The sequence below is a fragment of the Amycolatopsis sp. NPDC005003 genome (assembly GCF_053600695.1).
In genome coordinates this window covers 17,498-42,432 of the sequence record NZ_JBSGAI010000033.1, presented here as the reverse complement: position 1 = coordinate 42,432, position 24,935 = coordinate 17,498, and the positions used below count along the sequence as shown (strand labels likewise).

The window sequence follows — 24,935 nt, the reverse complement described above, 5'->3', positions numbered from 1 at the left end:
CTGACGGGTCAGGCACGCCCTTCGGCGATGCGGGCGGCGAGCAGCCGCACGGTCGGCAGCTCCACCACCGCCGTTGCCGGGAGATCCCAGTGGGCCGCGATCCGGACCGCGCCCGCCGACCGGCCGCCCAGTTCGAAGAAGTTGTCGTCCGCGCCGATCTCCTCGTAGCCCAGCGCGGCGGCCCACTGAACCGACACTTCGTGCTCGAGACCCGGCTCCGGCTCGACGAACGGCGTCCCCAGCGCCGGTCGCGGCCGGACCGAAGCCGACGTCCGAACCGGCTCACCGGCCTCGACCGGCCGGGTGAGCGGCACCCCGGACAGCACGACCTCGGTCAGGTGATCGGCAGCGGCCACCGCGGCGAGGACTTCCGGCGATGGGTCCGAAGTGGACACCACCGTCGTCCAGTGGCCGCGGCCCGCGAGCCGCGCGAGCCGGGCGCGGGCGGCCAGCGTGCGGCCGGCGGAATCCGGTGAGACCAGCAGGATTCCCCGCCGGCCGCCCAGGTCCGGTACGTCGCGGTGGACCTCGGCTTCGGCGTGCCCGGCCGGCTCGAACGGCTCGTGGTGCGGGCGCCACGACTGGTCGCCGCGCACCGCGAGCGGGGTTTCGGCGTTCAGCACCGCCGCCAGCACCTGGTCGGGAGAAGCGCCCTCGCCCACGTCGACGTGCCGTGCGGTCAGCGCGGTCAGCCCTGCCTGCGACGGTGTGGTCAAGTCGGGCCCGAGCACGCCGACCGCGCCGGAGGTCAAGGTCACCATGCCGGGCCACAGCTCGGCTGCCACCTCGATCTCTCCCGGCGATTCGCCCAGTGCGGAGCCGTGCACCACCGTCCGCGGGACGACGACCAGCGATCGCAGCAGCGTGGGCAGGTCGCCCGGCCCCACGACGAAGTCGCCGGAGTCCAGCGCGGCGAACCCGGGGCCCGGCCGCACGGTGATCACTTCGGAGCCGGCCAGGGTGATGCGGGCAGCCAGCGCCTCCCCGCGCGGGTCGGCCGCGAACACCAGCCACGGCCCCGCCGCCCGCAGCCGGCGCTCCAGGCCGGCCAGGGGCTGCGGATCGAGCCGCCACGACGGAACGTGCGCGGCCGGACGCGGCGCCCGGGCCGCGTCGACCCAGAACCGCTTGCGCCGGAACGGATACGTCGGCAGCTCCACCCGGCGGCCCTCGCCGCGGTGCAGGGCCGGCCAGTCCACCGCGCAGCCCGCGATCCACAGCCGGGCCAAGGTGGACAGCACCCACTCTTCGCCCGAACCGCCGTCGACGGAAAGGGTGTCGGACGCGCTGTCGTCCAGCCGGACACCCAGCCGGGTCAGGCCGGCGGCCAACGCCGACAGCGCTCCCTCCCGCGTGGCAGCCGGCGCGGGCACCTCGGCCCCGGCCAGCAGGCGGTGCGCGGCCGAAGCCGTCGCGGCCCAGTCCGAGCCGGTGCCCGCGACCAGGCGGAACCGCGGGTCACGGCGGCGGGTCTCGCCGTCGATCCAGCGACCGGGATCGGCCAGCGCGGCCACGGCGTCGGGAAGGTCCCGGACCACCACCGCCCGGCGCAGCGCGAAGTGGCCGCGCGAGACCTGCAGGGTGAAAGCGACGTCGGCGAGATCCAGTTCCGGGTGCGAAGCCAGGTGGGCCCGCAGCCGCGAGGTGACCTCGTCGAGGGCACCGGCGTCCCCGGCGGAAAAGGTCAGCAGGCAGGGGCCGCTCGAAGGCCGGGGCGCCCGCGGCGGAGGCTGCTCCACCACCACGTGCGCGTTCGTCCCGCCGACCCCGAACGAGCTGACGCCGGCCCGGCGCGGCGAGCCGTCGGCGGGCCAGGGCACGTCCGCGGGCAGCACGGTGAAGCGCTCGTCCATTGCCGGATTGGGCGTGCGGAACCCCGCGGTCCCGGGCAGGACGCCGTCACGCAGGTTCAGCGCCGCCCTGATCAGCGACGTGACGCCGGAGGCGCGGTCGAGGTGCCCGATGCTCGGTTTGACCGAGCTGAGCACGCACGGCGCCGCGCGCCCCGGCCCGAACACCCGGTTCAGCGCGGCCAGCTCGATCGAGTCGCCCAGTGGCGTGCCGACGGCGTGGCATTCGACGTACCCGATCGTCTCCGGCTTCACCCCGGCCACGGCGAGCGCGGTGTCGACCACCGCGGCCTGCCCGGCGACACCCGGGGCCGGGTAGCCCGCGCGGTCCCGGCCGTCGTTGTTGACCGCCGAGCCGAGGAGCACCGCGTGCACGACGTCACCATCGGCGAGGGCGTCCTCCAGGCGTTTCAACGCGACGACGGCGGCGCCGGAGCCCATCACGGTCCCGTTCGCGGCGGCGTCGAGGGCCCGCACCCGGCCGTCGGGCGACAGGATGCTGCCCTCTTCGGAAAAGTGGCCGGCGGTCTGCGGCAGCGGCAGCGCCGCGCCGCCGGCCAGCGCCAGGTCGCACTCGTAGGTCAGCAGGCTCTGGCACGCCAGGTGCACCGCGACCAGCGAGGTCGAGCAGTACGTCTGCACGGTGATCGCCGGGCCGCGCAGGCCCAGCTTGTACGACACGAGCGACGTCAGCGAGTCCCGCTCCACCCCGGCGGACAGCAGGGGTTTGCCGCCCGGCTCCGCGGCGAGGCCCGCCAGGTGGTGGGTGAGGTAGTCGGGGAACGCGCAGCCGGCGAACAGCCCGACGGGCACGCCGGGATCGGTCGGCCGGTAGCCCGCCCCTTCCAGGGCTTCCCACGAGCATTCCAGCAGCAGCCGGTGGTGCGGCTCCAGGGTCTCCGCCTCCCGCGCGCTCAGCCCGAAGGCGGCGGCGTCGAACGTCTCGACGCCGCCGGCCACCGGTCCGCCGACGCGGACGTGGCCCGGGGTGGCCGGGTCCACGCCCGCGGCGGCGAGTTCGGCGCCGGTCAGCTCGCGCAGGCCGGGGATTCCGGCCGCGAGGTTGTGGCGCAGCTGCTCGACGTCGGCGGCGCCGGGGAACCGCCCCGCCATCCCGACGAGCGCCACGGCCGATTCGGGTGCCGGTTCGGTCACGGCAGGTCCTTTCTCCGGAGGTTCAGAGCAGGTGGCTGCGGCCCCAGCCGTGGGCTAGCCGGTAGGTGGCGAACGCCCCGGTCGCGAGCCCGATGCCGAGCACGATCAACGCCGGGCGCAGCATCGCCTCGGCGTTGCCGGCCATGGCCGAGCGGATCAGCGACAACCCCCAGTAACCGGGGGAAAAGGGGGCGATCGCCTGCGCCCACGACGGCATCAGCGACACCGGCAGCAGCGAGCCGCCGAGCGAGCTGATGGTGATCGCGCCGAGGTCGACCGCGACGATCAGGTCGCCACGGCTGCGGACCACAGTGGACAGTGCCGCGCCCATGGCCAGCAGCATGAAGCCCCACAGGCACATCGCGCCGAAGACCAGGCCGGGCGACACCGGGAACGGCATCCCGACGACGAGCCAGCCGTACACGATGAGCACGCCCTGCTGGATCAGCAGCACGACGAACACCGGAACCGCCTTGCCGATCAGCAGTTCCGCGCGGGCGGCCCGGCTGGCGCGCAGCCGGTCCCAGGTGCGCCACTCGCGTTCGACGAAGATCGCGTTGCCCACGATCGCCATGGCGAACACGGAGAACATCACCAGCTGCCCGGTGACGGCCTCGACCGCGCCGGTGCCCAGCGCCTTCACGTACAGCGGCTGGAAGAGCACCATGAAGATCATCGGCGTGATCAGGTAGCTGATCAGCTGCGAGGGGTCGCGCAGGCGCAGGATCGCGTTGTAGCGGACGAGGGCGCCGGCCCGGGACAGGGAGTCAGTGCGCGTCGACATCGGTCACCGCCAGGGAGTGGTAGAGATCGTCCAGGCTGGGGTGGCGCAGCTCGACGGACTCGACCGGCCGCGTCACCGTGGGCAGCAGCTCCAGCAGCGTGCCGGTCGGGTCGGTGGTCGAGACGGTCAGCTCGTCGTCGGCGGTGCGCACGCGGACCTCGCCGGGCAGGCCCGACAGCAGCTCGTCCGCGCCGCCGCGCGCGATCACCCGGCCCTCGGCGGCCACCGCGAGGGTGGCCTGCAGGTCGGTCAGTTCGGTCAGGTAGTGGGTGGTGTAGACCACTGCGGCTCCCTCGCCTGCTCGTTGCTTGACCACGTCGAGCAGCGCCTGACGGGTCTCGGGGTCGGCACCGGCGGTCGGCTCGTCGAGCAGCAGCAGCGCCGGCCGGTGCACCAGCGCCGTCGCGGCCTGCGCCCGCCGCTGCTGGCCGCCCGAGAGCAGGCCGCAGGTGCGGTTCAGGAAGCCCTCCAGCCGCAGCGCGGCCGTGAGGTCGTCGATGGCCGAGCGCAGCGCGGCCCGGCGCAGGCCGGCGAGGCGGCCGTACAGCTCCAGGTGCTCGCGCACGGTCAGCGGGCGGTAGAGCGCGATGTGCTGCGGGGAGATGCCGATGCGGTCGCGGGCGCGGGTCGGCGACTCGCCGTCGACGAGCACGGTTCCGCTGTCCGGGCGCAGCAGCCCGGACACCATCTCGACGAAGGTCGTCTTGCCGGCGCCGTTGTGGCCGACCAGCCCGACGATCTCGCCCGCGGCGACCTCGAGGCTGAAGCCGTCGAGGGCCTGCACTTCGTCGTAGCGTTTCCGGAGGTCGATTGCTTGCAACATGGGGATCGCTCCTTGCGGTTCACGGCCTTTGGACTGTCGCACGGGGATCACGGGAAAAGCGGACTCCCGCGGTGGCAGGAAACTGCCGTCATTCGGTGCCGGCGGGCACCGCACTGAGCGATTCCCGCAGCGCGACGCGGTCGAACTTGCCGTTGACCGACCGGGGCAGCTTCGGCAGCACCTCGATCCGCCGCGGCAGCATGTACGCGGGCAGTTCCTTCGCCAGCGCGCGGGAAACCGCCTCGGCGTCGGCTTCCGGCGCCACCGCCAGCACGATCCGGTGGCCCAGCACGGGATCCGGGACGCCGAACGCGGCCGCCTCCCCCACCAGGCCGGTCGCGTACGCGGCCTCTTCGACCTCGGCTGGGCTGACGCGGTAGCCGGACGTCTTGATCATGTCGTCGGTGCGGCCGACGAAGTACAGGAACCCGTCCTCGTCGCGGTAGACGGTGTCGCCCGACCAGACGGCGATCTCCGGGCGCACCAGGCCGTCCGGGCCCGGCACCGGGCGGAAGCGCTCCGCCGTGCGCGCGGGGTCGTTCCAGTAGCCGAGCGCCACGAGCGCGCCGCGGTGCACGAGCTCGCCGTGCTCGCCGGGCAGGCAGGGCGAGCCGTCGGCGCGCAGCACGAGGACTTCGGCGTTCGGGATGGCCTTGCCGATCGAGCCGGGACGGCGGTCCGCCTCGGCCGGGTCGAGGTAGGTGGAGCGGAACGCCTCGGTGAGGCCGTACATCAGGAACGGTTGCGCCTTCGGGAAGATCTCGCGCAGCCGGGTCAGCGTGGCGCGCGGCATCCGGCCGCCGGTGTTGGCGAAGTAGCGCAGCCGCGCGGTCGCTTCCGCGGGCCACTCCTGCGTCACCAGCTGCAGCCACAACGGCGGCACGCAGGTGAGCGCGGTGACGCCGTGGCGGGCGCAGAGCCGCACGATCTCCTTGGGCAGCAAGTAGTTCACCAGCACGACGTGCGCGCCGGCGGCGAACGCGGTGGTGAGCTGGCTGAAGCCCGCGTCGAAGCTCAGCGGCAGCGCGGCGAGCACGACGTCGTCGCGGGTGTGACCGAGGTACTCCGCCACGCTCGCGGCGCCGGCGAGCAGGTTGCGGTGGGACAGCACGACGCCCTTGGGGCCGCCCGTGCTGCCGGAGGTGTACATGATCGCGGCCGGGTCCTGGTCGATCACCGCGCCGGGCACCGCTTTCGGCCCGGCCGCGGTCAGCGCGTCCCACTCGGGCTGCCCGAACACCACGACCGGCGTGCTCTCGGGCACGGCCTCCCGGACCGTCGCCAGGCGCTCGGCGGTCGTGAGCACCGCCTTCGGCGCGCAGTCGGCGGCGACGTGGGCGATGTGCCGGGCCTTGAACAGCGGGTTCAGCGGCACCAGGACCGCCCCGGCGGCCGCGGCGGCGAACAGCGCCACGACGGTTTCCAGGCGCTTCTCCGCATACACCGCCACCCGGTCGCCGCGGCGCACGCCGAGCCGGTGCAGGCCGTGGGCGACGCGGGTGACCTGGTCCGCGAGCTCGGCGTAGGTCAGCGTCCGGTCCTTGTAGGTCAGTGCCGGATCATCGGGCGCGCCGCGGGTGAGGAGCTGGTCGAGCCGCACCGGGGCGGCCGCCTCAGACATCGGCGGGCTCCGGGGCGACGAACTCCGCGACGGCGGCCCACAGGCTGCCCGCGGTGGCGAAGGTGTCCTCGGTGAGCAGCTCGTCGGGCAGCTCGAAACCGAAGGTCTCCTCCAGGTCGGTGACGAGCTGCACGACGCCCATCGAGTCGAGCCCGAGCGCGGCGAGGTCGTCGTCCTCGGCGATCCGGTCCCCGAGCGCGTACGGCAGGTGCGCGATCAGGATCTCGAGGAACCCCGGCGGGATGGGGAGTGTGTCAGGCATTGCGTCACCCTGTTTCGCGTTCGCGGTCAACCGTGTCCTCCCGAGGACACCACCGGCCGGAATCACCGGGCCATCACCGCGCTCTCATTCCGCCACCGCCGGGCGAGAGCGGGGTGAGAGCGACCCGAGAAGACCGGCTGCGACGGTGGAAAGGGTAGAAGCCAGACCTTTGGAGGCACGATGTCGACGGCCACTCTCCCGCCGCTCGGGGCGTTCTCCGTGCCCGAGCCCGACCCCGAAGCCGAGCTGTACCGCTATGCGGCCCGCTGCGGCCGGATCGCGTCCGCGGCCACCGCCGCGGCGCACCTCGGCCTGCCGGCGGACACGGTCCGGGCGGCCGTCGCACGGCTCGTCGAGCTGCACCTGCTGCGCCCCGCCGACGACGGCTGGGTGCCTCGCGAACCCTCGGCGGCCGCGGAGCTGGTCGTGACACCGCTGGAACGCGCGATGTACGAGCGGCGCGAGCTGGCCGACCGCCTGCGCGAGCGCATCGACGGCATCACGCGGGCCCCGGCCGGCGTCTCGGGCGCGCTCGACCGCCTGGAGGGCGTCGCCGAGATCCGCGGCCTGGTCAAGCTGGCGGCCGAGGTCTGCCGCGACGAGCTGGTGGTGCTGCACCCGGGCGAGGCGGCCGACGACCTGGTCGACGAGCTGCTCGACGCGTGCTATTCGGTCCTGGGCGACGGCGTCGGCGTGCGGGTGGTGTGCCCGCACCGCAGCCGCGCGGGCTACGCGGCCCGCGCCCGGTTGACGCAGCTCGCGGGCCGCGGCGCGCAGATCCGCACGCTCAGCCGGGTACCGGAGGCGGCGGTGGTCTTCGACCGCTCGCTGGCGGTGACGCTGGACGTCGCCGACCTGTCGGCCCGCCGGGTGCGCGACCAGGGCATGGTGCGGTTCCTCCTGGGGTTGTTCGACCAGCTGTGGGACGGCGCAACCCCGTTCTCGGCCGACGACCAGGGCTACAGCGGCCAGATCGCGCACGACCTGCAGCAGGCGATCGCGCGCCTGATGGCCCAGGGGCTGACCGACGAGGTCGTGGCCCGACGGCTGGGGATGTCGGTGCGGACCTGCCGGCGGCACATCGCCGCGATGCTCCAGAACCTGGATGCGGTGTCGCGGTTCCAGGCCGGGGTGCAGGCCGCTTCACGCTTCACCCTCGCCTGAGCCGCCCAGTTCCCCGCGCCCTCCGGCGGTCCAATGTGGACTCCAAAGCGCCGGACACAACCGGCCCACCGACCAAGACCACCGACCACCCGCAACACGACGCCCACACCCCCCGCAACCCCGATCCGAAGCCAGAACACGGCCGGCGGCGCCGGGTCAAGGCACGCTTTCCCGCCTTGACGCGGTGCTGCCGGCCGTAGTCACAATCAGGCTTCGGGGTGGCGGGTAATCGCGGGCCAAGTCACCAGGTGGCCACATCGGTGCGCTCGAGCCTGCCGCGGCGCGAACCTCCACACGAGAAGGGGCCTTCCGGATCCGGAAGGCCCCTTCTCTCTGCCCGCCCTACCACCCGGCCGCCTCGGCGACCACACCGTAGGTCCGCCGCAGGTCGGTCATCCGGTAGATGCCGGCCTCCGGGATGCGGATGCCGTACCGGTGCTCGATCCGGGCGAGCAGCTCGATCACCACCACCGACGTGACCCCCAGATCGCCCGCGAACGACGCCGCGGTGGCCACCTCGGTGGCGGGCACCGAGAACAGGTCGGCGGCCAGCGCCGCCAGCTCGTCGAAGCGAGCCGGGACCGGAGCGGCGAGAGCGGGCGTGGCCGTGCGGCGGAACGGGCGGGGCGGGCGGGCACAGCCCGCCGCCGCGACCGCGACCACCAGGTCGACCTGGTGGCTCAACGTCACCACGATCTCCTCCAGGCCCGCTTCCTCCGCGAGCTCCGCCGCGCCGCCGCCCAGGGTCACCAACGGCGCTCCCCAGTCGTCGTTGGTCACCTCGATGTCACGCCAGCGCAGGCCCTGGCCGAAGCCACGGCCCAGCATCTTGCACGTGGCCTCCTTGACGGAAAACCGCCCGGCCAGCCGTTCCAGGGACCGTTCGGCACCCATCCGGGCGGCCTGCTCCAGCTCCACCGGCGTGAAGACCAGCGTCCGGTACCGGTGGTGCGCCGCGACCTCCGCGAACCGCGGGATCGACATGAGGTCCACGCCGATTCTCATCCACTCCGCCCCCCGAGCAGGCTCCCGCCGAGCAGATCCACAGTGGCCGCGGACACCAGCCGCAAGGCCGTGACGTCCACCGCGACCAGGGACAACCAGCCCTCACGCAGGGGCCCGCGCGTGTGCAGCAGGACGCGGTCCCCGTCGGCGACCACGCCCTCGGCCAGCGCCGCGCAGAACGCCAGCCACGCGTCGCACGGACCGCGGCCGGTGAACCGGTGGTCGCCCGGCAACGCCGGCCTTCCCTCCCCGCAGCCGGAAACGGCCAGCGGGGAAACCCCGCGGCGCAGCCGGACGCCGACCGCGGCGAACCGCGGGTGGCCGCCCGCCGCGTCGGCGAACAGCGGCTCGTCGCAGATGACCGCCGTCGCCTCCGTCTCGACCGCCCATTCCAGGAGCCCGAAGACGGCCGTGCCGCCGAGCTCGTCGAGGTGCGAGAGGCCGACGTCCTCGCCCTCCCAGCCGCTGCGGTGCACCAGCCCGGCCAGTGCGGCCACGTTCGGGTCGCGCAGCGGGCCGGACCGCACGAAGAACAGCGGCTGCGGCACGGCCGGCGGCCCCAAGGCGGCCAGCACCTGCGCGGCGACGTCGACGTCGTCGTCCTCCGGGATCCGGACCATCAGGCGGGACAACGGGATTCCGGCGGCGGCCAGCCGCTCCGGGGGCACCAGGTCGGCGGCGCCGGGCAGCGTCGACAGCGGCACGTACTCCTCGCGCCGGGCGGCGGCGAAGGCGATCGTGTCGATCCCGAGGTCAGGCATCGGCGTCTCCCGCCTGGTACCCGCGCGCCACGTGCAGGCGGTGGATGTTGCTGGTGCCCTCCATGAACTCGAAGGCGTGCACGTCCCGCGTCCACTTCTCCAGCAGCGGGTGCTCGATGAGACCGGCCGGGCCGAGTGCGGCCGACGCCCAGTGCGCCGTGCCGACCGCCAGGCCGATCGCGCCGAGCTTCGCGGCGCTGGAGAGGTAGCCGCGCTCGGGATCGCCGTCGATCCGCGCCGCCGCTTCGTACACCAGCTCCCGGCCCGCTTCGGCGCGGGCGAGGGCGAGCTGGCCGCCGGGAGCGTTCTTGCGGTGCTCCAGCACGTACTCCACCATCGCCAGCGCCGTCCCGACGGCGGACGCGGCGATCCGGACCCGCATGTGGTTGAACGTCGTGATGGCGGCGAAGATCCCCCGCCGCGTCGCCGGGAGGTGGTCGCCCAGCATCCGGCCGGCCGGGATGGCGACGTCCGCAAAGGACAGCCGGCTGATGTAGGCGCCGCGCAGGCCGATCATCTCGAGCTTCTCGCCCTGCCAGCCCGGCGCCGGGACCTCGACCAGCGCCGCGCGGATCGACAGCGCGCCGCGGCCGGTGCGGCCGAAGACCACGCCGACGCTGCCGCGGGCGGCGTTGCCGACGTAGCACTTGCCGCCGTTGAGGCGCCAGCCGTCGCCGTCGCGGTCGAAGCGGGTCTCCATCGCCGTCGCGTCGTTGCCGCGGCCCTCTTCGGTCATCGCGAAGAAGGACCAGCGGCGGCCGCCGTGCATCCGGGTGAAGAACCACTCCTGCTGCTCGGGCGTGCCGAGCAGCTCGACGAACACGCCGGCCAGGCCGGGTGACGGGCAGGCCAGGATCGCGCCGACGTCGCCGCGGGCCAGCTCGATCAGCCCGGCGACGTTCTCCAGGCACGAGCCGCGCTCCATCGCGCGCAGCAGCGGTGTCGACGGCAGCGATTCGCGGTACTGCGGCGGCGTGTCGGCCTGCCGCACCATCTCGAACACGGGCGAGTTGTAGTGCTCCTCCATCGCGTCCGGGTCGACGTCGATGGCCAGGGCCCGCGACCGCAGGTCGACGGCTGCCTCCCGGCTCAGGTCCCGGACCGCGCGGACGCGTTCGCTCAGCTCGATCATGCCGGTTCTCCTTCCGGTTCCCGGTCCACCCAGGTGCCGGCCACCAGGGCCGAGACGTAGAGCGACCGCGCGGGTGAGGTGGCCAGGAAGCCCGAGGCGCCGAGGTGCTGGGCCACCCGCCAGCCGAGCTCGTCCAGCTCGCGGTGGACGTCGGCGACGGCGACCGGGTGCCGCTGCGAGCGCACCTGGGCGCGCAGCCGTTCCACCGCGGCCATCACTTCCCCGATCGCGCCGGCGATCAGCTGCTTGCGGATCAGCGGTTCGTCGCCACTGGTGCGGTTCGACAGGTGGTCGACGACGTGGTCGAGCACCGAGCGCAGCACCCCGAGCCGGACGGCGGCCAGGTGCCGGCCGAAGTCGGCCAGCTCGTAGGCGTCCCGCTCTTCGCGGGGACGGCCCGGGGTGGCGAGGAAGACGATGTCCTCGCGGCCGGCCAGGCTGTGCGTGCGCACTTCGGCGCCTTCGGGCACGGCGGCGGCGGGCACGGCCGCGTACCGGCCGGGGGCCAGCCGGTCGGCCGGGATGGCGGGCAGGGCCGCGGCGAGACCGGCGGCGAGGCCGGCCCTGCGTGCGGTCCGCTCGCATTCGAGCAGGCTGGTGGTCACTTCTCCTCCACGACCTCGACGATCACCGACTGGAAGTAGGCGCCCTGGCCCACGGAGACCAGGGCGCAGCGCTCGCCGGGGTGCAGCCGTCCGGCCGCGTCGGCGTGCTGCAGGGCGAGCAGGGAGTCGACCCCGAAGTTGTGCCCGCGCTCGGCGACCAGGTCCAGCGGGATCTTCTCGAACGGGAAGCCGGAGAGCCCGCTGAAGGTGCGCCAGAACATCCGGTTGGACAGGTCCGGCAGCACCCAGTCCACATCGGACAGGGCGAGGCCGGCGTCCCGCGCCGCGGCGCCGACGACCGCCACCGCCTGCTCGCAGCAGACCTTGCCGAAGAGCGTGAACTCCTCCTTGGTCATCCGCAGGCTGCGGTGGAACCGGGTGTCGCGGGCGCTCGCGCCGCCGAGGTAGCGGTAGCGCGCCGGGCCTTTTCCGACCACGAGAGCCGCGGCGGTGTCGCCCGCGACGGTGGTGCCCGGGATGTAGCGGCCGCGGTCGCTCGCGCTGCCCTGGTCGCCGCCGAGCACGAGCACCCGGTCGTCCGGGGCCGCGCCCGGGCGGGCGAGGTAACGCCGGGCCAGTTCGACCGAGCGCAGCACCGACGTGCAGTTGACGTGCGACACCCCGAAGAACGGCACGCCCGGCAGGCCGAGGGCGTCGCGCAGCCGGTCCGGGAACTCCCCGCACAGGTCCAGCTCGGCGATGAGCAGCGTGTGGCCGTAGAGCACCAGGCTCGCCGTCCCGCCGCCGAGCGCGGCCCGCCCGGCCTCGGCCAGGTGGTCCGCCATCCGCTCGCCCGGCGCGAGCACCGGGCTGTCGCGCAGGCCGTAGATGCGGCCGAACATGCGCCGCTCCAGGGGTGTGGCGCCCGACCGCACGAGCACGTCGTCGACGGCCTCGACGCGGCCGGGCAGCCGCACGGCGACCCGGGACAGCCCCGTGTCCATCAGCGCTCCCTCCCCGGCACCAGCAGGCAGCTGCAGAACGTGCCGCTCGCGGGCTCGAAGTCCGCCAGCAGCACCGGCTCCTCCAGCGGCCAGAGGCGCGCGAGACCCGCCCACACGCCCGTGCACCACAGGTCCGGCACCGCCTCGACACGCCCGGCGTACGGCGTGCCCGCAAGCCGCTTGGCGAGGCCCGCTCCGGCCAGGACCCGGACTCCCGGGTGCCGGTAGAGCACGTCGGCCAGCGCGAGGGTGGCCGAGTGCGGCCCGGTCCCGCCGAGCCGCACCTCTTCCAGCTCCGTCACCGCGACGTCGCCGGTCGCCCCGGCCTGCAGGAGCACCGCCGCGTCCGGCCGGTGGGTGGCCGGGTGGCCGCTGTCCCACAGCACGGCGTTCTGGTCGTACACCAGCAGCGCCGCCCGGGTCGCCTCGCCGATCCGGCAGAGGCCGTCCAGCAGGCGCAACGCCGTGAACGCCGCCCCCGGCCCCGGGGCCGCGACCGAGCACGGTTCCGGGTTCCCGGGCAGGCGCCCGGCGAGGTAGCAGCCGGCGACCTCCGAGTGGTACAGATCCGGCGAGTGGTACGCCAGCACCACCGCGTCCAGCGGCGGCAGCGGCGTGCCCACGTCTTCCAGGAGGGCCTCGGTCATCTCGATGAAGCCGTTGCCGGTGCGGGCCAGGAAGTCCTCCTGGTCCGCCGCGGCGCCGAAGGTCTCGACCATGAGCCGCGCCAGCTCGGGGCGCATCCCGAACACCGGCTTGGCGCGTTCGGTGAACACCCGGTGCGACACGCCGGAAAGGTGCACCCCGGCCGGGCGCGGGGGTGCCGCAACCCGGCCCGGGGGCGCGAGTGTTTGGAGGGACATGGCTCAGACCGCCGCGGCGGACCTGGCGAAGGCCGACTCGATGTAATCGGTCAGGCTGCCGACCGTGCGGAAGACCTCCGGGCCCAGCTCGTCCGGGTCGATCTCGAGGCCGATCGTGTCCTCGAGGCTCATCAGCAGCTCGATGACGCTGGTGGAGTCGAGCGCCAGGTCCTCGAACAGGCGCAGCTCCGGGGTGATGCCGCCGATCTCCTTGTTGAGCACGGCGGACAGGGCGATCTCCAGGTGGGCGACGATCTCGGTGCGGTTCATCTCGGCTCACTTCCCGTGCTGTTGGTGGAGGGCTGGTGCAGGTGCTGCTTGCGCAGCAGGTCCGCGGGCTCGTCGCGGTCGCGGACCAGGTAGGCCGCTCCCCCGCGCACGAGCACCTCGGCGGGGAACCCGTGGCTGAGGAACAGCCCGGGCGAGGCCGACGGCCCGTAGGCGCCGGAGTTCAGGACGCCGACCAGGTCGCCGGCGCGCAGGTCGGGCAGTTTCACCTGCTTGAGCAGGGTGTCGTTGGGCGTGCACAGCGGGCCGGTGACGGTCCAGGGCCCCGGCTCGACGGTGTCGTCGGTGTCCTCGCCGGCGGCCCGCGGGGTGAGCAGCACGGCCGGGAAGTTGCGCTTGACGAACGAGCCGATGCCGACGGCCGCCATGTGGTGGTGGGTGCCGCCGTCCGCGATCGCGAACCGCTCCCCCATGGACTCCTTGACGTACCGGACGCCGAGCACGTAGACCCCGGCGCGCCCGGCCAGGAACCGGCCGGACTCCATGATCAGCCGCGTCGCCGGGTGCGCCCGGTGGAACGCCTCCAGCATGGGGTTGATCTCGGCGGCGACGTCGGCGGCTTCGAGGTCGTCCTCGCCTTCGAAGTAGGCCACGCCCAGGCCGCCGCCGATGTCGACGGCTTCCAGCCGGATCCCGGTCTCGGCGGCCACCCGCTCGGCCAGGTCGAGGGCGTAGCGGGTGTTCTTGCCGATGACGTCGGCGTCGAGGATGCGCGTGCCCATGTAGACCTGGATGCCGGCGACGTCGGCGTGGCGGTACTCCGCCAGCCGCGGCCCGGCGGACAGGACCTGGGCCTCGTCGATGCCGAACTGGCGGGGCTTGCCGCCCATGGTGAGCCGGGAGCCGCTGATCGCGCAGGTCGGATTGATCCGCAGCAGCACCCGCTGCTGCTTGCCGAGCTCGGCGCCGAGCCGTTCGATGTCGTCCAGCTCGTCGAAGGACTCGCAGACGATGGCGTAGACGCCGGTGTCCAGGCACGCCCGCAGTTCCTCCTGGCTCTTGCCGGGGCCGAGGAAGATGATGTCGTCGGGCCGGGCGCCGGCCTTCAGCACGGTCTGCAGTTCCACAATGGACGAAACCTCGGCCCGCGCGCCGCCGTGGTGCAGGGCGGCGAAGACGCTGATGTTCGGGTTCGCCTTGAGCGAGTAGAACACCTCGATCGCCGGGTGCAGCACCGCCCGCAGGCCGGTGATGGTGGCGTGCAGGACGTCGCCGTCGTAGACGTACAGCGGCGTGCCGAAGCGCGCGGCCAGGTCCTGGTAGTCGATGTCGGTCATGCGTTTTCCCCTGCCATGACACTGAGGCGGCGCTCGGCCTCGGTCCGGACGGCGAGGGCTTCCTCGGGCGAGTCCCCGACGCAGATCGCGTAGAGACGGCCGTGGAAGGAGCCTTCGCCGGTGGCCGCGGCGTTGAGCGTCGCGAAGTTGTTGACCAGCACGCCGGTGTCGCCGGCGCCGGTGAAGAACAGGTCGCCGAGTGCGGTCTCGACCTCGGCGAAGGTGTGTTCGCGCTGCAGCTTCAGCGAGAAGGTCGCCGCGATGGCGTGCCAGCCCTCCGGGATGAACTTCTCGGCGATCCGGCTCTGGTAGGTCGACATGTTGAACCGGGCGTTGATCTCCAGGCACGGGTAGAGCGTGCCGTCGGCGGCGAGCATCGCGTCGACGCCGACCATCCCGAAGAACCCTTCGCCGTGCAGCGCCCGCCCGATCTTCTCGACGGCTTCGGCCAGTTCTCGGGCCGCGACCGGCGGCAGCTCCACCGGGAAGCGGTGGCCCTGGTGGACGCCGTTCTTGAGCACGGCGGCCTTGACCGTCTCGAACCGGACTCCGCCGGTGCGGGAGACGACGAACTGGTAGTTGAGGTCCTGGGCGTGCTCGATCCAGGACTCGACGACGAGGTTCGCGGGCGCGTCGGCGCCGCGGCGCTCGATCAGGCGCAGCAGGCGGTTCGCGCCGCGCTCGTCCTCGACCACGACCATGCCGCGGCCGGAGACGCCGAGCGACTCCTTGACCACGACCCGGCCGCCCAGCGCCAGCTGGGAGGTGAGCGCCTCGCGCAGTTCGCCGACGGTGTGCACCACCCGGCCGGGCACCTGGCGCAGGCCGAGCGAGTCGACCAGGCCGCGGCTGAACACCTTGCCGTTGACCGCTTTGCAGATCTGCGCGGTCGACCCGGCCAGCGGCAGCCCGGACTCCTTGGCCAGTGCCTCCTCCGACGCCGAGATGCCCAGCGGCATCAGGTAGGTGTTGCCGTCGGCCAGCTCTCGCAGCCGGGACAGCAGCTCCGGCGAGTTGAGGGCGTCCTCGGTCACCATCGCGTCCGGGTCGTTGTGCTCGGCGATCAGCGTGGTGCCGTCGGCCGCGCCGATCCGGGCGAGGTACCCGGCGAACGCGGCGTCCATGGGTGCCTTGAGCACCACGAGGTCGCCCTCGCCGGCGAGCAGCGCGCCCATCTCCTCCATGCGGTTGACCGTGGCCCCCGCGAACGAGATGCCGGCGCCGGGCAGTTTCGGCTCGCCCACCGCCCAGCTGCGCTCCACCTCGAAGTTGTTGACGAAGACGAACCGCGCACCGGCGTCGCCGGTGAGGTCCTTCTTCAGCCGTGCCACGAAATTCATCCCTGGTTCCCTTCTCCGATCTCGACGACGGCCGCCGCGAAGGTCGCCCCGAGGCCGGCCGAAGCCAGCAGCACGAGGTCCCCCGGATCGACCCGCCCGTCCGCGCGCGCCGCCGCCAGGTTGATGAACGGGTCGGAGCTGTAGCAGTGGGCGTACTTCCCGACGTTGTCGAGGAACACGCGGTCCCGCGGCACGCCGAGCGCCCCGGTGATGCGTTTCCAGGACAGCTTGTTGACGTTGTGCGGCAGGATGGCGGCGATGTCCGCGGCCTCGACCCGGGCGTCGTCGAGGGCGTCCTGCATGACCTGGGCGAGCGCGTCCGGGTAAACGTGCTTGTACTGCAGCTGCAAGGCTTCGTCGCAGTCGATGCCCCGGTAGAACTCGCCCAGCACGGTGAGCGCGCGCCCGAGGACGCGGTCGCCGCGCGGGTCCGGGCCGAGCAGCACCGCGGCGGCGCCGTCGCCCTGGATGGTGGTGTCGCGGATCAGCCGGGCCTCGTGCATCAGCACCTTGTCGCCGGTGAGCACGAGCACGCGGTCGCCCGGCGCCGCGGTGGCCAGCAGCGACCGCGCCACGTGCAGGGCGTGCAGGCCGACCACGCAGTTGAGGTGCGACAGGCTGAACGCGGTCGCGCGGTGCAGCCGCAGCCTTGTCCGCACGTCTTCCAGGAGGCCGGGGGTGGCGACGGCGACGTGCTGCATGGTGTGGGCGTGGACCAGGAACCGGACCGAGTCGCGGTCGGTTCCGGCCAGCACGCGCTCCCCCGCGCCGGCCAGCAGGTCGGCCAGTTCGAGGCCGTCGGCGACGGCGACGCGGTCGAGGCCGAGGAAGCGGGTGAAGAAGCGCAGCTGCGTCGCGTCGAGGCCGAGCGGGCCGGCCAGGTCGGCGACCGGCAGGCTCGTCTCCGGCACGAACGACGCCACCCGTTCCAGGCGGGGTGCTTCGAGCAGGGACATGGTTTCCTCCGATCGGCGCATCAGCCGCGCGCCGGCACGAGGTCGTGCGCGAGCGCGGACAGGGGGCGGGCGGTGGTGAACGGGACGAGCCCGGCCGACCAGCCGCGCTCGTGCAGGGCTTCGACCACGCGGGGCAGGCGCAGCACGCGCCCGCCCGCGCCGAGGTAGCTGCGGGCCGGGTCGACGTCGCCGAGGCCGTTGACCTCGGCGACGACCTCGGTGAGAGCGCGTTCGGCGGGCGCGGTGCCGGTCCGCTCGGGTTCAGCGGGTTCGGCGCGCGTCGCCTCGGGCGGGGTGAAGCCGATCAGCGCGGCGGCCTCGCTGACGCGCAGGTCGGTGCCGGGCTCGCGGTGGGCTTCGACGAGCCGGGCGTAGCCGCGCAGGAACTGTTCGACGGCGCCGGCGTCCATCACCGCGTCCAGTGCCTGCAGGGCGAGGGTGATGCCGTCGGCCCATTCGTAGATACGCAGGTAACTGTCGGAGCCGGCGTGCGCCCAGTCGGCGGGGGCGGCGTTGACCGCGTACCGGTCGCGTTTCGTGCGGCACGAGCGTGGGGCGTTGTCGAGGAAGTTCAGTTCGGCGGCCACGCGCACGCCCTTCTCGGCGACCAGCTCGTACACGCGGTCGTAGGGCACGTGCGCGTTCGTCATCGCCTGGCTGACGCGGGTGGCGGACGCCCGGACCACGGCCGAGAACGGCGGATCGCCGCCGAGGTCGGCGAGCACCGGCGTCGGGTAGGACAGGCACGTGACCGCGCCGCCGAAGCCGCTGGCGTCTCGCTGGCTCGTGTACATCCGGTGCGCCACCAGCGTTTCCCCGGTGTACGCGGCGAGCGTGACGGCATAGGCGGCCAGGTGCACGGCCGAGGGCCACACGTGCTCGCGCGCCGCGATCGCCCGGGCGGCCGACAGCAGCGCCGGGACGGTGTAGGAGGCGCTGTGCGCGGCCTCCGAAGCCCTGCGGCGCGTGGAGAAGACGTCCGTGGGAAGTTCCCGGACGATCTCGCGCCAGTGGCTCAGCGCGGGTTCGAGATCGGCGTCGGCGCGGCTCTCCTCGAAGCGGGCGAGGTCCACCGGCTGGTGCTCGACCGGGTCCAGCACCGCGGGCCGGCCCTCGGTGCGCGCCGCCAGGAGCTCGTCGAGCTCGGCGGCCAGGCGGTCGAGGGCGACGTCGTCGAAGGCCAGGTGGTTGAAGACCAGGTGCAGGCGCACCAGCCGGCCGCCCGTGGTGACCACGCAGGCCCGCAGGGGCCACTCGCGGGCCAGGTCGAACGGGGTGCGGGTGAGCCGCGCGATGACGTCCACGGCGTCCTCGGTGCTCACCTCGACGACCGGCTGCGGCGCCGGCGGCTGCACGAGCTGGCGCGGCCAGGCGTGCCCGTCGGCGGCGGTGCCGGTCAGATCGTAGACGGTGCGCAGGATTTCGTGCCGGCGCACCAGGTGCGTCAGTGCGGTGCGGACGGCTGCGACCGTGCAGCCCGCGGGCAGCGGGTAACTGGTGCTGATGTGTGCCTCGTGCCGCGACTGCGCCGGCACCCGCAGGTACCGCAGCAGGTGGTGGTGCTGTCCCCAGCAGAGGTTCGCGCTCTTGGCCACGGGGCCTCCAACCGTGAATCGTCGTACGCCGATGGTGGGTGGTGGCGGCGGAAATGGTTAGCCCCTGCCGGTGGCACGTTCTCCGTGGCACGAAGATGACACCGCGCGGGTCGGAGTTTTCCTTGACCCGCAACGGTTCGTCGGTGAATCTGGGTTGGCCCCGCCGGGACGCCGGAAATCGCGGACCGGATCTGCGGGGGAATCCCACCGAATGAATGAGGAGCACTCATGTCGAAGGAAGCCTCGAAGGTCGCCAGCAAGGTCGCGTCGAAGGTCGCCAGCAAGGAGGCCTCCAAGGAGGCGTCCAAGGAGGCCTCGAAGGTCGCGTCCAAGGAGGCGTGACCCCCCGGCGGGACGGTGGCGCTCCGGGTACTGCGCACTGCGCGCCGCCGTCCCGCCGAACCCCGCGCTTTCAGGTGGAAGTGCGGGTCTCGCGGCCACCGCGGGCGCGGCACCGCCGCCGGCACACGCCGGCCGGTGCCGTTCCCGCGGCTCCCGCCTCGGTCCGGGGCCGCAGCTTTCCCGGGAAAGCTGCCGGTACCGCGGCCGCCCGTTCACGTGCCGGCTCCGCCGCACCGACCAGCCCGGGAGGGGCCATGACCTCGATCGCGCCCGCCGCACCACCCGCCGGGCCGGTGGACCGCGTGCTGCCGCACTGGTCGGCCCGCGCCTGCGCCGGCGCCGACCGGACCGCCGCGCTCGCGCTGTTCGCCGACCCCGGCTTCTTCTTCCGCACCGACCGGCCCGGCACGCGGCCCGAGTGGGAGATCGACCGGCTCCTCGGCGACGACACCCGCGTGCTCTGCGCCGACGGCGAGCCCACCGGCCTCTACGCGCTGGAGCACGAGGGCAGCGAGCACGGCTGCCACTACGTCCTGCACCTGCGCCTGCGCTCCGACGCGCCCACGCACTGGTGGCACGCCGCCTACCGCGAGATCGTGCGGGCGCTGCGGTGGCGCCACGAGGTGGTGCGGCTGTCGGTCCGGTTCCCCGAGTTCGACCCCGCGGGCCTCGCCTTCGCGCGCTCGTCGGGACTCACCGAAGAGGGCACGCTCGCCGGCGTGACCACCCACGAAGGCCGTCGCCGCGGCACGGTCTTCTTCTCGCAGGTTTGGGCGGAGTCATGAAACTGCGCGGATACCGCGGCACCGACCGCGGGCTGCTGAGCGGGCCGTGGCTCGCCGGGGAGCTGCTCGGGCTGCCGATCGACGGCTGGCCCGCGCTCGCCGAGCCGACCGAGGTCCCCCCGCCCGCCGGGGACGACGAGGAGCTGTGCGTCACCGACGGCGCCTTCGTCCGCTACACCGACATCGACTGGGTGCACCGCCGGGCCCGCGTCGAAATCGGTGTCCATAACAGACTGTCCGAAGTGGACGACCTGCTGCGGGCCGCCGTCGAGCACGGCTTCACCGGGCTGAACCTGCGACGCCTGTACGGCTGGGTCACCACACCCGCCACCGACGCGCTGGCCGCGGCCGGGTTCCGGCGCGAGGCGGTCGTCCCGGCCGCCACCTGGTTCGACGGCGCACCCGCCGCACGGGAGATCTGGGGGACGATCCGCCATGACTGACTTGAGGCCGCTTTCGCCCGCCGAGGCGGCGCGGGGTCTGCGCCGCGCGGGCGACGCCGCGCGCGGGTTCCTCGGCACCGATCCGGTGACCCAGAACGACGCCCTGCTCGTGCGGGAGCTCACCCGCCGCGAAGCCCAGGTGTACGCCGCGGGCGGCGCGCTGGTCGGCTGCGTGCCGAACCGGGCGCAGCCGCGCCAGGCGTACGTCTCGAGCACGTCCGCCGGGCCCGGACCGGTGCGCGCGCTGCTCGGGCACCTCGCCGCCTACCAGCGGCGGACGTCGTTCGTCGCGCTGGTCCCCGCCGGCTGCACCGACGGCGCCGCCGCCTTTCTCGGAGCCGGGTTCGCCCGCAGCGGCGTGCTGCCCGGCCACCACTACGCCGGCCACGCGTTCCACGACGTGCTGGTCCTGGTGAAGGAGGAGCCATGCCGATCGTGACCGTCCGGCACTTCACCGAAGAGGACGTCCCGCTGCGCACCGAGCTGCTGCGCGAGGCACGCTTCGCGGCCAACCTCACCGACTTCGCGGTCGGGTCGGACGACGACGGCCTGCAGGCCCGGCAGCTGCGCACCATCGCCGAGGAGCACCGCACCAAGCGGATCTTCACCATCTGCGGCGCGCACGACCGCGTGCTGGGGTTCGCGTGGATCACCTCGATCGACTGGCGCGCGCAGTGCTGCGAGCTGTCCTTCGGCGTGCTGCCGCGCGACCGCGGGCTCGGCGCGTTCGCCGTCTACGCGGTGCACAAGCACCTGCGCGACGAGCTCAACATGCGCGTGATCGTCAACCAGGTCTACACGCACAACACCATGTTCCTGTCCGCCGAAGCCCTCGAAGCCCAGCACCAGGTCCGCTGCGAGCGGGATTCCCACACCGTCGGCGAGTGGCGGACGGCGTGCTACTGGACCCTGTCCGACGAGGACATCCGGGCGCACCAGGCGTCCGCCGAGGACCGCCGTCGCGAGCTGGCCGAGCGGATCCGCGAGCGCATCGAGGCCCGGTCGTGACCGGGCGGGCCGGGTATCTGCGCACTCCCGCGATCTCCGGCGGCACCCTGTACTTCGCGTGCGAGGACGACCTCTGGTCCGTCCCGGCCGGCGGCGGCCGGGCGCACCGCCTGACCGCGGGCCCCGGCGAAGCCCGGCGGCCGCGGATTTCCCCGGACGGCACCGAAATCGCGTTCGTCGGCACCTACGACGGCCCGGCCGAGGTGTACGTCATGCCGGCCGAGGGCGGCCGGCCGCGGCGGCTGACGTACCAGGCAGGCCGCTGCGTCACCGTCGGCTGGCACCCGCAGACCGGCGAAGTGCTCTACGCGACCGACGCCGAGCAGCCGTCCGGCTTCGGCGCGCGCCTGTTCTCGGTGGCCTCGTCCGGTGGCCCGGCACGGCCGCTGCGGCTCGGCCCGGCCGACACGATCGCCTTCGGCGATGGCGGGGTCGTCGTCGGCCGCAACACCGCGGATCCCGCGCGGTGGAAGCGTTACCGGGGCGGCGGCACCGGCGAACTGTGGTACGCCGAGCAGGAATCCGGGCCGTTCACCCGGCTCGTCGCGCTGCCCGGGAACGTCGCCGACCCCTGCTGGGCCGGCGGCCGCGTCCACTTCATCAGCGACCACGAGGGCATCGGCAACGTCTACTCGTGCCTGCCCGACGGCACCGACCTGCGCTGCCACACCGACCACCACGACCACTACGCGCGCGGGCTCACCACCGACGGCACCCGGCTCGTCTACACCGCGGGCGCCCGGCTGCACCTGCTCGACGCCCGGGGCACCCGGCCGGTGGCGGTGGACCTCGGCGGCGCGGCACCCCAGCGCGGCCGCCGGTTCGCCCCCGCGGGCGAGTACCTCGACGGCGCGCGCCTGTCCCCCGACGGCACCCGGCTCGCGGTGACCGCCCGCGGCAAGGCGTTCACCTTCGAGCACTGGTCAGGGCCGGTCCGCGGCCACGGCAGCGCCGACGGCGTCCGCTACCGGCTGCTGCGCTGGCTGGCCGGCGGGCGGCAGCTGGTCGCCGTGGCCGCCGACGAGAGCCCGGACGAGCGGATCGTGCTGCTGGACGCCGAGGGCGGCGAGGACGCTTCGGTGCTGGTCGCGGGCGGCGTCGGGCACATCACCGAGCTGACCGCCTCCCCCGCGTCCGGGCTCGTCGCCTTCGCGACCAGCCGCCAGCGCGTGTGGATCGTGGACACCGCCGACGTGCTCCCCCGGCCCCGGCTGCTCGACGCGAGCCGGCACGAGCGCATCGAGGACCTGGCGTGGTCGCCCGACGGCCGGTGGCTGGCCTACACCTTCCCCGAGTCGCCGCGCACGTCGTCGATCAAGCTCGCCGACACCGCGTCCGGGCGCACCCACCGGGTCACCGAGCCGGTGGTGCGCGACGCGCGCCCGGCGTTCGACCCGGCCGGGCGGTACCTGTACTTCCTCGGCCAGCGCGATCTCACGCCCGAGCTGGACCAGGTGCAGTTCGACGTCGGGTTCCCGTTCGGCTCCCGGCCGTACCTGATCACGCTGCGGGCCGGCGATCCTTCGCCGTTCGAGACGCGGTCCGCCGTGCCCGGGCAGGCGCTGCCCGCCCCGCGCGGCGACGGCCGCGTGGAGATCGACCTCGACGGGATTTCCCGGCGGGTGGCGGCGTTCCCGGTGCCCGAAGGCCGCTACAGCGACATCGGGGCCCTGCCCGGGCGGGTGCTGCTGCTTTCGGTGCCGCTCGCCGCGCCCGACCCGGCGCACCCGGGCTCCGGCGCCGAGGGCACGGTGTCGCTGGTGGACCTCGGCACCGGCCGGGTCACCGCGGGCTGCCTCGGCGCGGTCGACGAGCTCGACGTGCGGGGTGACGTCGTGCTGCACCGCACCGACAGCCGGCTGCGGGTGCTGCGCGCCGACGCCGCCGGCGACCCGCCCGACGGCGAAGAGCCGGGCCCGGCCACCGGCTGGGTCGACCTCGGGCGCGTCAAGGTCCCGTTCGACCCGTCCGCGGAGTGGCGGCAGATGTTCCGCGAGGCGTGGCGGCTGCAGCGCGAAGGCTATTGGGACGCGCGGATGTCCGGGCTCGACTGGGACGCGGTGTACGACCGGTACGCGCCGCTCGCGGAGCTGGTGTCGTGCCGCGCGGAGCTGTCGGACCTGATCTGGGAGCTGCACGGCGAGCTCGGCACGTCGCACGCGTTCGAGCGCGGCGGCGAGTACCGCGCCGGGCCGGACGAGGCGCAGGGCTTCCTCGGCGTCGACTGGGACACCCCGCCCGACGGCTCGCAGTGGCGGATCGCGCGCATCCTGCGCGGCGACCCGTGGAACCCGAAGGCCGGTTCGCCGTGCGCCCGGCTCGGCGCGGACATCCGCGCGGGCGACGCCGTGGTGGCGGTCAACGGCCGCCGGGTGGGCCCGCCGGGTCCCGGCGAGCTCCTGGTCGGGCAGGCCGACCGCGAGGTGGAGCTGACCGTGCGACGGGCCGGCGCCGAACACCGCGTGGTCGTGCGGGCGTCCGCTGGCGAAGCCCGGGCGAGGTACCTGGACTGGGCGGAGGGCAACCGCGCGTACGTGCGGGCGGTGTCGGGCGAGCGGCTGGGCTACCTGCACGTGCCGGACATGACGCGCAGCGGCTACGCCGACTTCGTCCGCGGGTTCCTGACCGAGCTCGACCGCGACGGGCTGATCGTGGACGTCCGGTTCAACACCGGCGGGCACGTGTCACCGCTGCTGCTCGACCGGCTCGCCCGCCGCCGCACCGGCACCGAGCACGGCCGCTGGAGCGGGATGGCGCCGTACCCGACGGAGTCGCCGCGCGGCCCGATGGCGACGCTGCTCAACGAGCACACCGGCTCCGACGGCGAGATCTTCGCCCACGTCTTCCGGGCGCTCGGGCTGGGCCCGCTGATCGGCAGGCGCAGCTGGGGCGGGGTGATCGCGACCTGGCCGCGGCACCGGCTGGTGGACGGGACGGTCACCACCCAGCCGGAGTTCCGCTACCGGTTCGGCGACGCGGGTGGCTCGCTGGAGAACCACGGCGTCGAGCCCGACCTCGCGGTGGTGCCCGCTCCGGACCGGCTCTTGCCGGGCGAGGACGACCAGCTCGCCGCGGCCGTCGGGCACCTGCTGGCGGAGCTGGGCTCGCCGTCGGACGAGCTGCCCGCGCCGCGGGCGGCCCTGCTGCTGCCGCAGGCGCCATGACCGGCCACGTCGACGTCTGGCTGGTGCCGATCCGGCCCCGGCCGGAGTGGGTCTCCCTGCTCGACGACGCCGAGCGCGCTCGCCGGGCCCGGCTGGCGGCGGGGGACGTGTTCGTGACTTCCCGGGCGGTGCAACGCCTTTGGGGTGGTGCAGTGCTCGGCATTCCGCCGAGGGAGGTGGAGATCGACCGGACGTGCACGCACTGCGGCGACCCCGCGCACGGCCGGCCCCGGCTGGCCGGGGCGCCCGAGTTTTCGGTGTCCCACACCGGGCGCTGGCTGCTGCTCGCGGTGGCGGAGGCGGGCATGATCGGGGCGGACATCGAAGACCCGGCCACGGCGGCCGACCCGGCCGGGCTGGCGGGAGTCGTTTTGTCGGCTTCGGAGCATCGGGAGTTCTCGGCGGCGGCCCCGGCGGAGCGGGCCGGGCGGCTGCTGGCGGCGTGGACCCGCAAGGAGGCGGCGATGAAGCTGGCCGGGCTGGGGCTGGCGGCGGCGCCGGCTCGGGTGGACGTGCGGGGGCCGGTCGCCGGATCGGACGTGCCGGGGTGGCCGCGTGAGCCGGTGCACCTGCGCGCCTTCGCGGTTCCCGGAGGCCATGTCGCGGCTCTGGCCACCACCGTGCCGGTGCGGACGGTGCGCCGGCGGGACCTGGCGGAGCTCGGCACGCCGATCATCGCGGGAGTGCCGTGACCTGGCCTTTCCCGACGCACCGGTGATCATCGGGAGGCGATGACCCTTCCTCCACTCGGCGCAGGCCACCCAATCT

Annotated in this window: 23 protein-coding genes; 7 read left to right on the top strand and 16 right to left on the bottom strand. The window is 74.0% G+C overall.

Features of this window, described 5'->3' with window-relative positions; genetic code table 11:
- Window positions 1-8: 8 nt before the first annotated feature.
- The 5 genes from ACWED2_RS32285 to ACWED2_RS32265 all read right to left on the bottom strand — a co-directional run bounded on the left by ACWED2_RS32285 (window position 9) and on the right by ACWED2_RS32265 (window position 6,495).
- On the bottom strand, window positions 9-3,005 hold the full coding sequence (locus ACWED2_RS32285) for a beta-ketoacyl synthase N-terminal-like domain-containing protein (RefSeq protein WP_449694283.1): 2,997 nt from the start codon (window positions 3,003-3,005) through the stop codon (window positions 9-11).
- A 22-nt stretch (window positions 3,006-3,027) separates the two neighbouring features.
- Entirely contained in the window at window positions 3,028-3,789 is a 762-nt protein-coding gene (locus ACWED2_RS32280) for an ABC transporter permease (protein ID WP_449694282.1), read from the bottom strand.
- A complete protein-coding gene (locus ACWED2_RS32275; RefSeq protein ID WP_449694281.1) occupies window positions 3,773-4,612 on the bottom strand; it encodes an ABC transporter ATP-binding protein in 840 nt (279 codons plus the stop codon). The genes ACWED2_RS32280 and ACWED2_RS32275 overlap by 17 nt, the downstream gene beginning before the upstream one ends.
- Window positions 4,613-4,700: 88 nt before the next feature.
- Window positions 4,701-6,233 carry an acyl-CoA ligase (AMP-forming), exosortase A system-associated gene (locus tag ACWED2_RS32270; protein WP_449694280.1) on the bottom strand — a complete coding sequence of 511 codons (1,533 nt, stop codon included), beginning with the start codon at window positions 6,231-6,233 and terminating at the stop codon, window positions 4,701-4,703.
- Entirely contained in the window at window positions 6,226-6,495 is a 270-nt protein-coding gene (locus ACWED2_RS32265) for a phosphopantetheine-binding protein (RefSeq protein ID WP_004559815.1), read from the bottom strand. Before ACWED2_RS32265 ends, ACWED2_RS32270 begins: the two co-directional genes overlap by 8 nt.
- A gap of 180 nt (window positions 6,496-6,675) precedes the next feature.
- Between ACWED2_RS32265 and ACWED2_RS32260 the strand changes: the two genes are divergently transcribed.
- Window positions 6,676-7,659, top strand: coding sequence for a hypothetical protein (locus ACWED2_RS32260; protein ID WP_449694279.1), 984 nt, complete (start codon window positions 6,676-6,678; stop codon window positions 7,657-7,659).
- Window positions 7,660-8,001: 342 nt separating this feature from the next.
- Here ACWED2_RS32260 and acpS read toward each other — a convergent pair whose 3' ends face one another.
- The 11 genes from acpS to ACWED2_RS32205 are packed head-to-tail and all read right to left on the bottom strand — an operon-like array spanning window position 8,002 to window position 18,425.
- Window positions 8,002-8,664: a holo-ACP synthase gene (gene acpS / locus ACWED2_RS32255; protein WP_449694278.1), complete on the bottom strand. Its 663-nt coding sequence runs from the start codon at window positions 8,662-8,664 to the stop codon at window positions 8,002-8,004.
- Complete coding sequence (locus ACWED2_RS32250; RefSeq protein ID WP_449694277.1) at window positions 8,661-9,425, bottom strand: hypothetical protein; 765 nt, start codon at window positions 9,423-9,425, stop codon at window positions 8,661-8,663. The genes acpS and ACWED2_RS32250 overlap by 4 nt, the downstream gene beginning before the upstream one ends.
- Window positions 9,418-10,557, bottom strand: coding sequence for an acyl-CoA dehydrogenase family protein (locus ACWED2_RS32245; RefSeq protein ID WP_449694276.1), 1,140 nt, complete (start codon window positions 10,555-10,557; stop codon window positions 9,418-9,420). Before ACWED2_RS32245 ends, ACWED2_RS32250 begins: the two co-directional genes overlap by 8 nt.
- Window positions 10,554-11,162, bottom strand: a complete 609-nt coding sequence (locus tag ACWED2_RS32240; RefSeq protein WP_449694275.1) for an acyl-CoA dehydrogenase family protein — start codon at window positions 11,160-11,162, stop codon at window positions 10,554-10,556. The genes ACWED2_RS32245 and ACWED2_RS32240 overlap by 4 nt, the downstream gene beginning before the upstream one ends.
- Entirely contained in the window at window positions 11,159-12,106 is a 948-nt protein-coding gene (locus tag ACWED2_RS32235) for a 3-oxoacyl-[acyl-carrier-protein] synthase III C-terminal domain-containing protein (RefSeq protein ID WP_449694274.1), read from the bottom strand. Before ACWED2_RS32235 ends, ACWED2_RS32240 begins: the two co-directional genes overlap by 4 nt.
- Complete coding sequence (locus ACWED2_RS32230; protein WP_449694273.1) at window positions 12,106-12,969, bottom strand: hypothetical protein; 864 nt, start codon at window positions 12,967-12,969, stop codon at window positions 12,106-12,108. Before ACWED2_RS32230 ends, ACWED2_RS32235 begins: the two co-directional genes overlap by 1 nt.
- Window positions 12,970-12,972: 3 nt before the next feature.
- Window positions 12,973-13,239 carry an acyl carrier protein gene (locus tag ACWED2_RS32225; protein ID WP_449694272.1) on the bottom strand — a complete coding sequence of 89 codons (267 nt, stop codon included), beginning with the start codon at window positions 13,237-13,239 and terminating at the stop codon, window positions 12,973-12,975.
- The gene (locus ACWED2_RS32220) at window positions 13,236-14,534 is read right to left on the bottom strand and encodes a type III PLP-dependent enzyme (RefSeq protein ID WP_449694271.1); all 1,299 of its coding nucleotides are present in this window, start codon (window positions 14,532-14,534) and stop codon (window positions 13,236-13,238) included. Before ACWED2_RS32220 ends, ACWED2_RS32225 begins: the two co-directional genes overlap by 4 nt.
- Window positions 14,531-15,874, bottom strand: a complete 1,344-nt coding sequence (locus ACWED2_RS32215) for a preATP grasp domain-containing protein (protein ID WP_449694270.1) — start codon at window positions 15,872-15,874, stop codon at window positions 14,531-14,533. Before ACWED2_RS32215 ends, ACWED2_RS32220 begins: the two co-directional genes overlap by 4 nt.
- Window positions 15,871-16,830 carry a 3-oxoacyl-[acyl-carrier-protein] synthase III C-terminal domain-containing protein gene (locus tag ACWED2_RS32210; protein WP_449694269.1) on the bottom strand — a complete coding sequence of 320 codons (960 nt, stop codon included), beginning with the start codon at window positions 16,828-16,830 and terminating at the stop codon, window positions 15,871-15,873. Before ACWED2_RS32210 ends, ACWED2_RS32215 begins: the two co-directional genes overlap by 4 nt.
- A gap of 20 nt (window positions 16,831-16,850) precedes the next feature.
- The gene (locus ACWED2_RS32205; RefSeq protein ID WP_449694268.1) at window positions 16,851-18,425 is read right to left on the bottom strand and encodes a condensation domain-containing protein; all 1,575 of its coding nucleotides are present in this window, start codon (window positions 18,423-18,425) and stop codon (window positions 16,851-16,853) included.
- 596 nt (window positions 18,426-19,021) lie between these two features.
- Here ACWED2_RS32205 and ACWED2_RS32200 point away from each other — a divergent pair.
- From ACWED2_RS32200 to ACWED2_RS32175, 6 genes are read left to right on the top strand one after another with little or no spacing between them, the layout of a single operon-like run.
- Window positions 19,022-19,552: a hypothetical protein gene (locus ACWED2_RS32200; protein ID WP_449694267.1), complete on the top strand. Its 531-nt coding sequence runs from the start codon at window positions 19,022-19,024 to the stop codon at window positions 19,550-19,552.
- Window positions 19,549-19,995, top strand: coding sequence for a GNAT family N-acetyltransferase (locus ACWED2_RS32195; RefSeq protein WP_449694266.1), 447 nt, complete (start codon window positions 19,549-19,551; stop codon window positions 19,993-19,995). Before ACWED2_RS32200 ends, ACWED2_RS32195 begins: the two co-directional genes overlap by 4 nt.
- Window positions 19,988-20,434: a hypothetical protein gene (locus ACWED2_RS32190; protein ID WP_449694265.1), complete on the top strand. Its 447-nt coding sequence runs from the start codon at window positions 19,988-19,990 to the stop codon at window positions 20,432-20,434. Before ACWED2_RS32195 ends, ACWED2_RS32190 begins: the two co-directional genes overlap by 8 nt.
- The gene (locus ACWED2_RS32185) at window positions 20,422-21,003 is read left to right on the top strand and encodes a GNAT family N-acetyltransferase (protein ID WP_449694264.1); all 582 of its coding nucleotides are present in this window, start codon (window positions 20,422-20,424) and stop codon (window positions 21,001-21,003) included. The genes ACWED2_RS32190 and ACWED2_RS32185 overlap by 13 nt, the downstream gene beginning before the upstream one ends.
- Window positions 21,000-24,167, top strand: coding sequence for a S41 family peptidase (locus ACWED2_RS32180; RefSeq protein WP_449694263.1), 3,168 nt, complete (start codon window positions 21,000-21,002; stop codon window positions 24,165-24,167). The genes ACWED2_RS32185 and ACWED2_RS32180 overlap by 4 nt, the downstream gene beginning before the upstream one ends.
- Window positions 24,164-24,859, top strand: coding sequence for a 4'-phosphopantetheinyl transferase family protein (locus ACWED2_RS32175; RefSeq protein ID WP_449694262.1), 696 nt, complete (start codon window positions 24,164-24,166; stop codon window positions 24,857-24,859). Before ACWED2_RS32180 ends, ACWED2_RS32175 begins: the two co-directional genes overlap by 4 nt.
- Window positions 24,860-24,935: the final 76 nt, after the last annotated feature.

What these genes read in the sequence shown, in the direction of transcription:
- ACWED2_RS32280 (WP_449694282.1), bottom strand. Translation starts at nt 3,789, where the DNA reads ATGTCGACGCGCACTGACTCCCTGTCCCGGGCCGGCGCCCTCGTCCGC.
- ACWED2_RS32275 (WP_449694281.1), bottom strand. Translation starts at nt 4,612, where the DNA reads ATGTTGCAAGCAATCGACCTCCGGAAACGCTACGACGAAGTGCAGGCC.
- ACWED2_RS32270 (WP_449694280.1), bottom strand. Translation starts at nt 6,233, where the DNA reads ATGTCTGAGGCGGCCGCCCCGGTGCGGCTCGACCAGCTCCTCACCCGC.
- ACWED2_RS32265 (WP_004559815.1), bottom strand. Translation starts at nt 6,495, where the DNA reads ATGCCTGACACACTCCCCATCCCGCCGGGGTTCCTCGAGATCCTGATC.
- ACWED2_RS32260 (WP_449694279.1), top strand. Translation starts at nt 6,676, where the DNA reads ATGTCGACGGCCACTCTCCCGCCGCTCGGGGCGTTCTCCGTGCCCGAG.
- acpS (WP_449694278.1), bottom strand. Translation starts at nt 8,664, where the DNA reads ATGAGAATCGGCGTGGACCTCATGTCGATCCCGCGGTTCGCGGAGGTC.
- ACWED2_RS32250 (WP_449694277.1), bottom strand. Translation starts at nt 9,425, where the DNA reads ATGCCTGACCTCGGGATCGACACGATCGCCTTCGCCGCCGCCCGGCGC.
- ACWED2_RS32245 (WP_449694276.1), bottom strand. Translation starts at nt 10,557, where the DNA reads ATGATCGAGCTGAGCGAACGCGTCCGCGCGGTCCGGGACCTGAGCCGG.
- ACWED2_RS32235 (WP_449694274.1), bottom strand. Translation starts at nt 12,106, where the DNA reads ATGGACACGGGGCTGTCCCGGGTCGCCGTGCGGCTGCCCGGCCGCGTC.
- ACWED2_RS32230 (WP_449694273.1), bottom strand. Translation starts at nt 12,969, where the DNA reads ATGTCCCTCCAAACACTCGCGCCCCCGGGCCGGGTTGCGGCACCCCCG.
- ACWED2_RS32225 (WP_449694272.1), bottom strand. Translation starts at nt 13,239, where the DNA reads ATGAACCGCACCGAGATCGTCGCCCACCTGGAGATCGCCCTGTCCGCC.
- ACWED2_RS32220 (WP_449694271.1), bottom strand. Translation starts at nt 14,534, where the DNA reads ATGACCGACATCGACTACCAGGACCTGGCCGCGCGCTTCGGCACGCCG.
- ACWED2_RS32215 (WP_449694270.1), bottom strand. Translation starts at nt 15,874, where the DNA reads ATGAATTTCGTGGCACGGCTGAAGAAGGACCTCACCGGCGACGCCGGT.
- ACWED2_RS32210 (WP_449694269.1), bottom strand. Translation starts at nt 16,830, where the DNA reads ATGTCCCTGCTCGAAGCACCCCGCCTGGAACGGGTGGCGTCGTTCGTG.
- ACWED2_RS32200 (WP_449694267.1), top strand. Translation starts at nt 19,022, where the DNA reads ATGACCTCGATCGCGCCCGCCGCACCACCCGCCGGGCCGGTGGACCGC.
- ACWED2_RS32195 (WP_449694266.1), top strand. Translation starts at nt 19,549, where the DNA reads ATGAAACTGCGCGGATACCGCGGCACCGACCGCGGGCTGCTGAGCGGG.
- ACWED2_RS32190 (WP_449694265.1), top strand. Translation starts at nt 19,988, where the DNA reads ATGACTGACTTGAGGCCGCTTTCGCCCGCCGAGGCGGCGCGGGGTCTG.
- ACWED2_RS32185 (WP_449694264.1), top strand. Translation starts at nt 20,422, where the DNA reads ATGCCGATCGTGACCGTCCGGCACTTCACCGAAGAGGACGTCCCGCTG.
- ACWED2_RS32175 (WP_449694262.1), top strand. Translation starts at nt 24,164, where the DNA reads ATGACCGGCCACGTCGACGTCTGGCTGGTGCCGATCCGGCCCCGGCCG.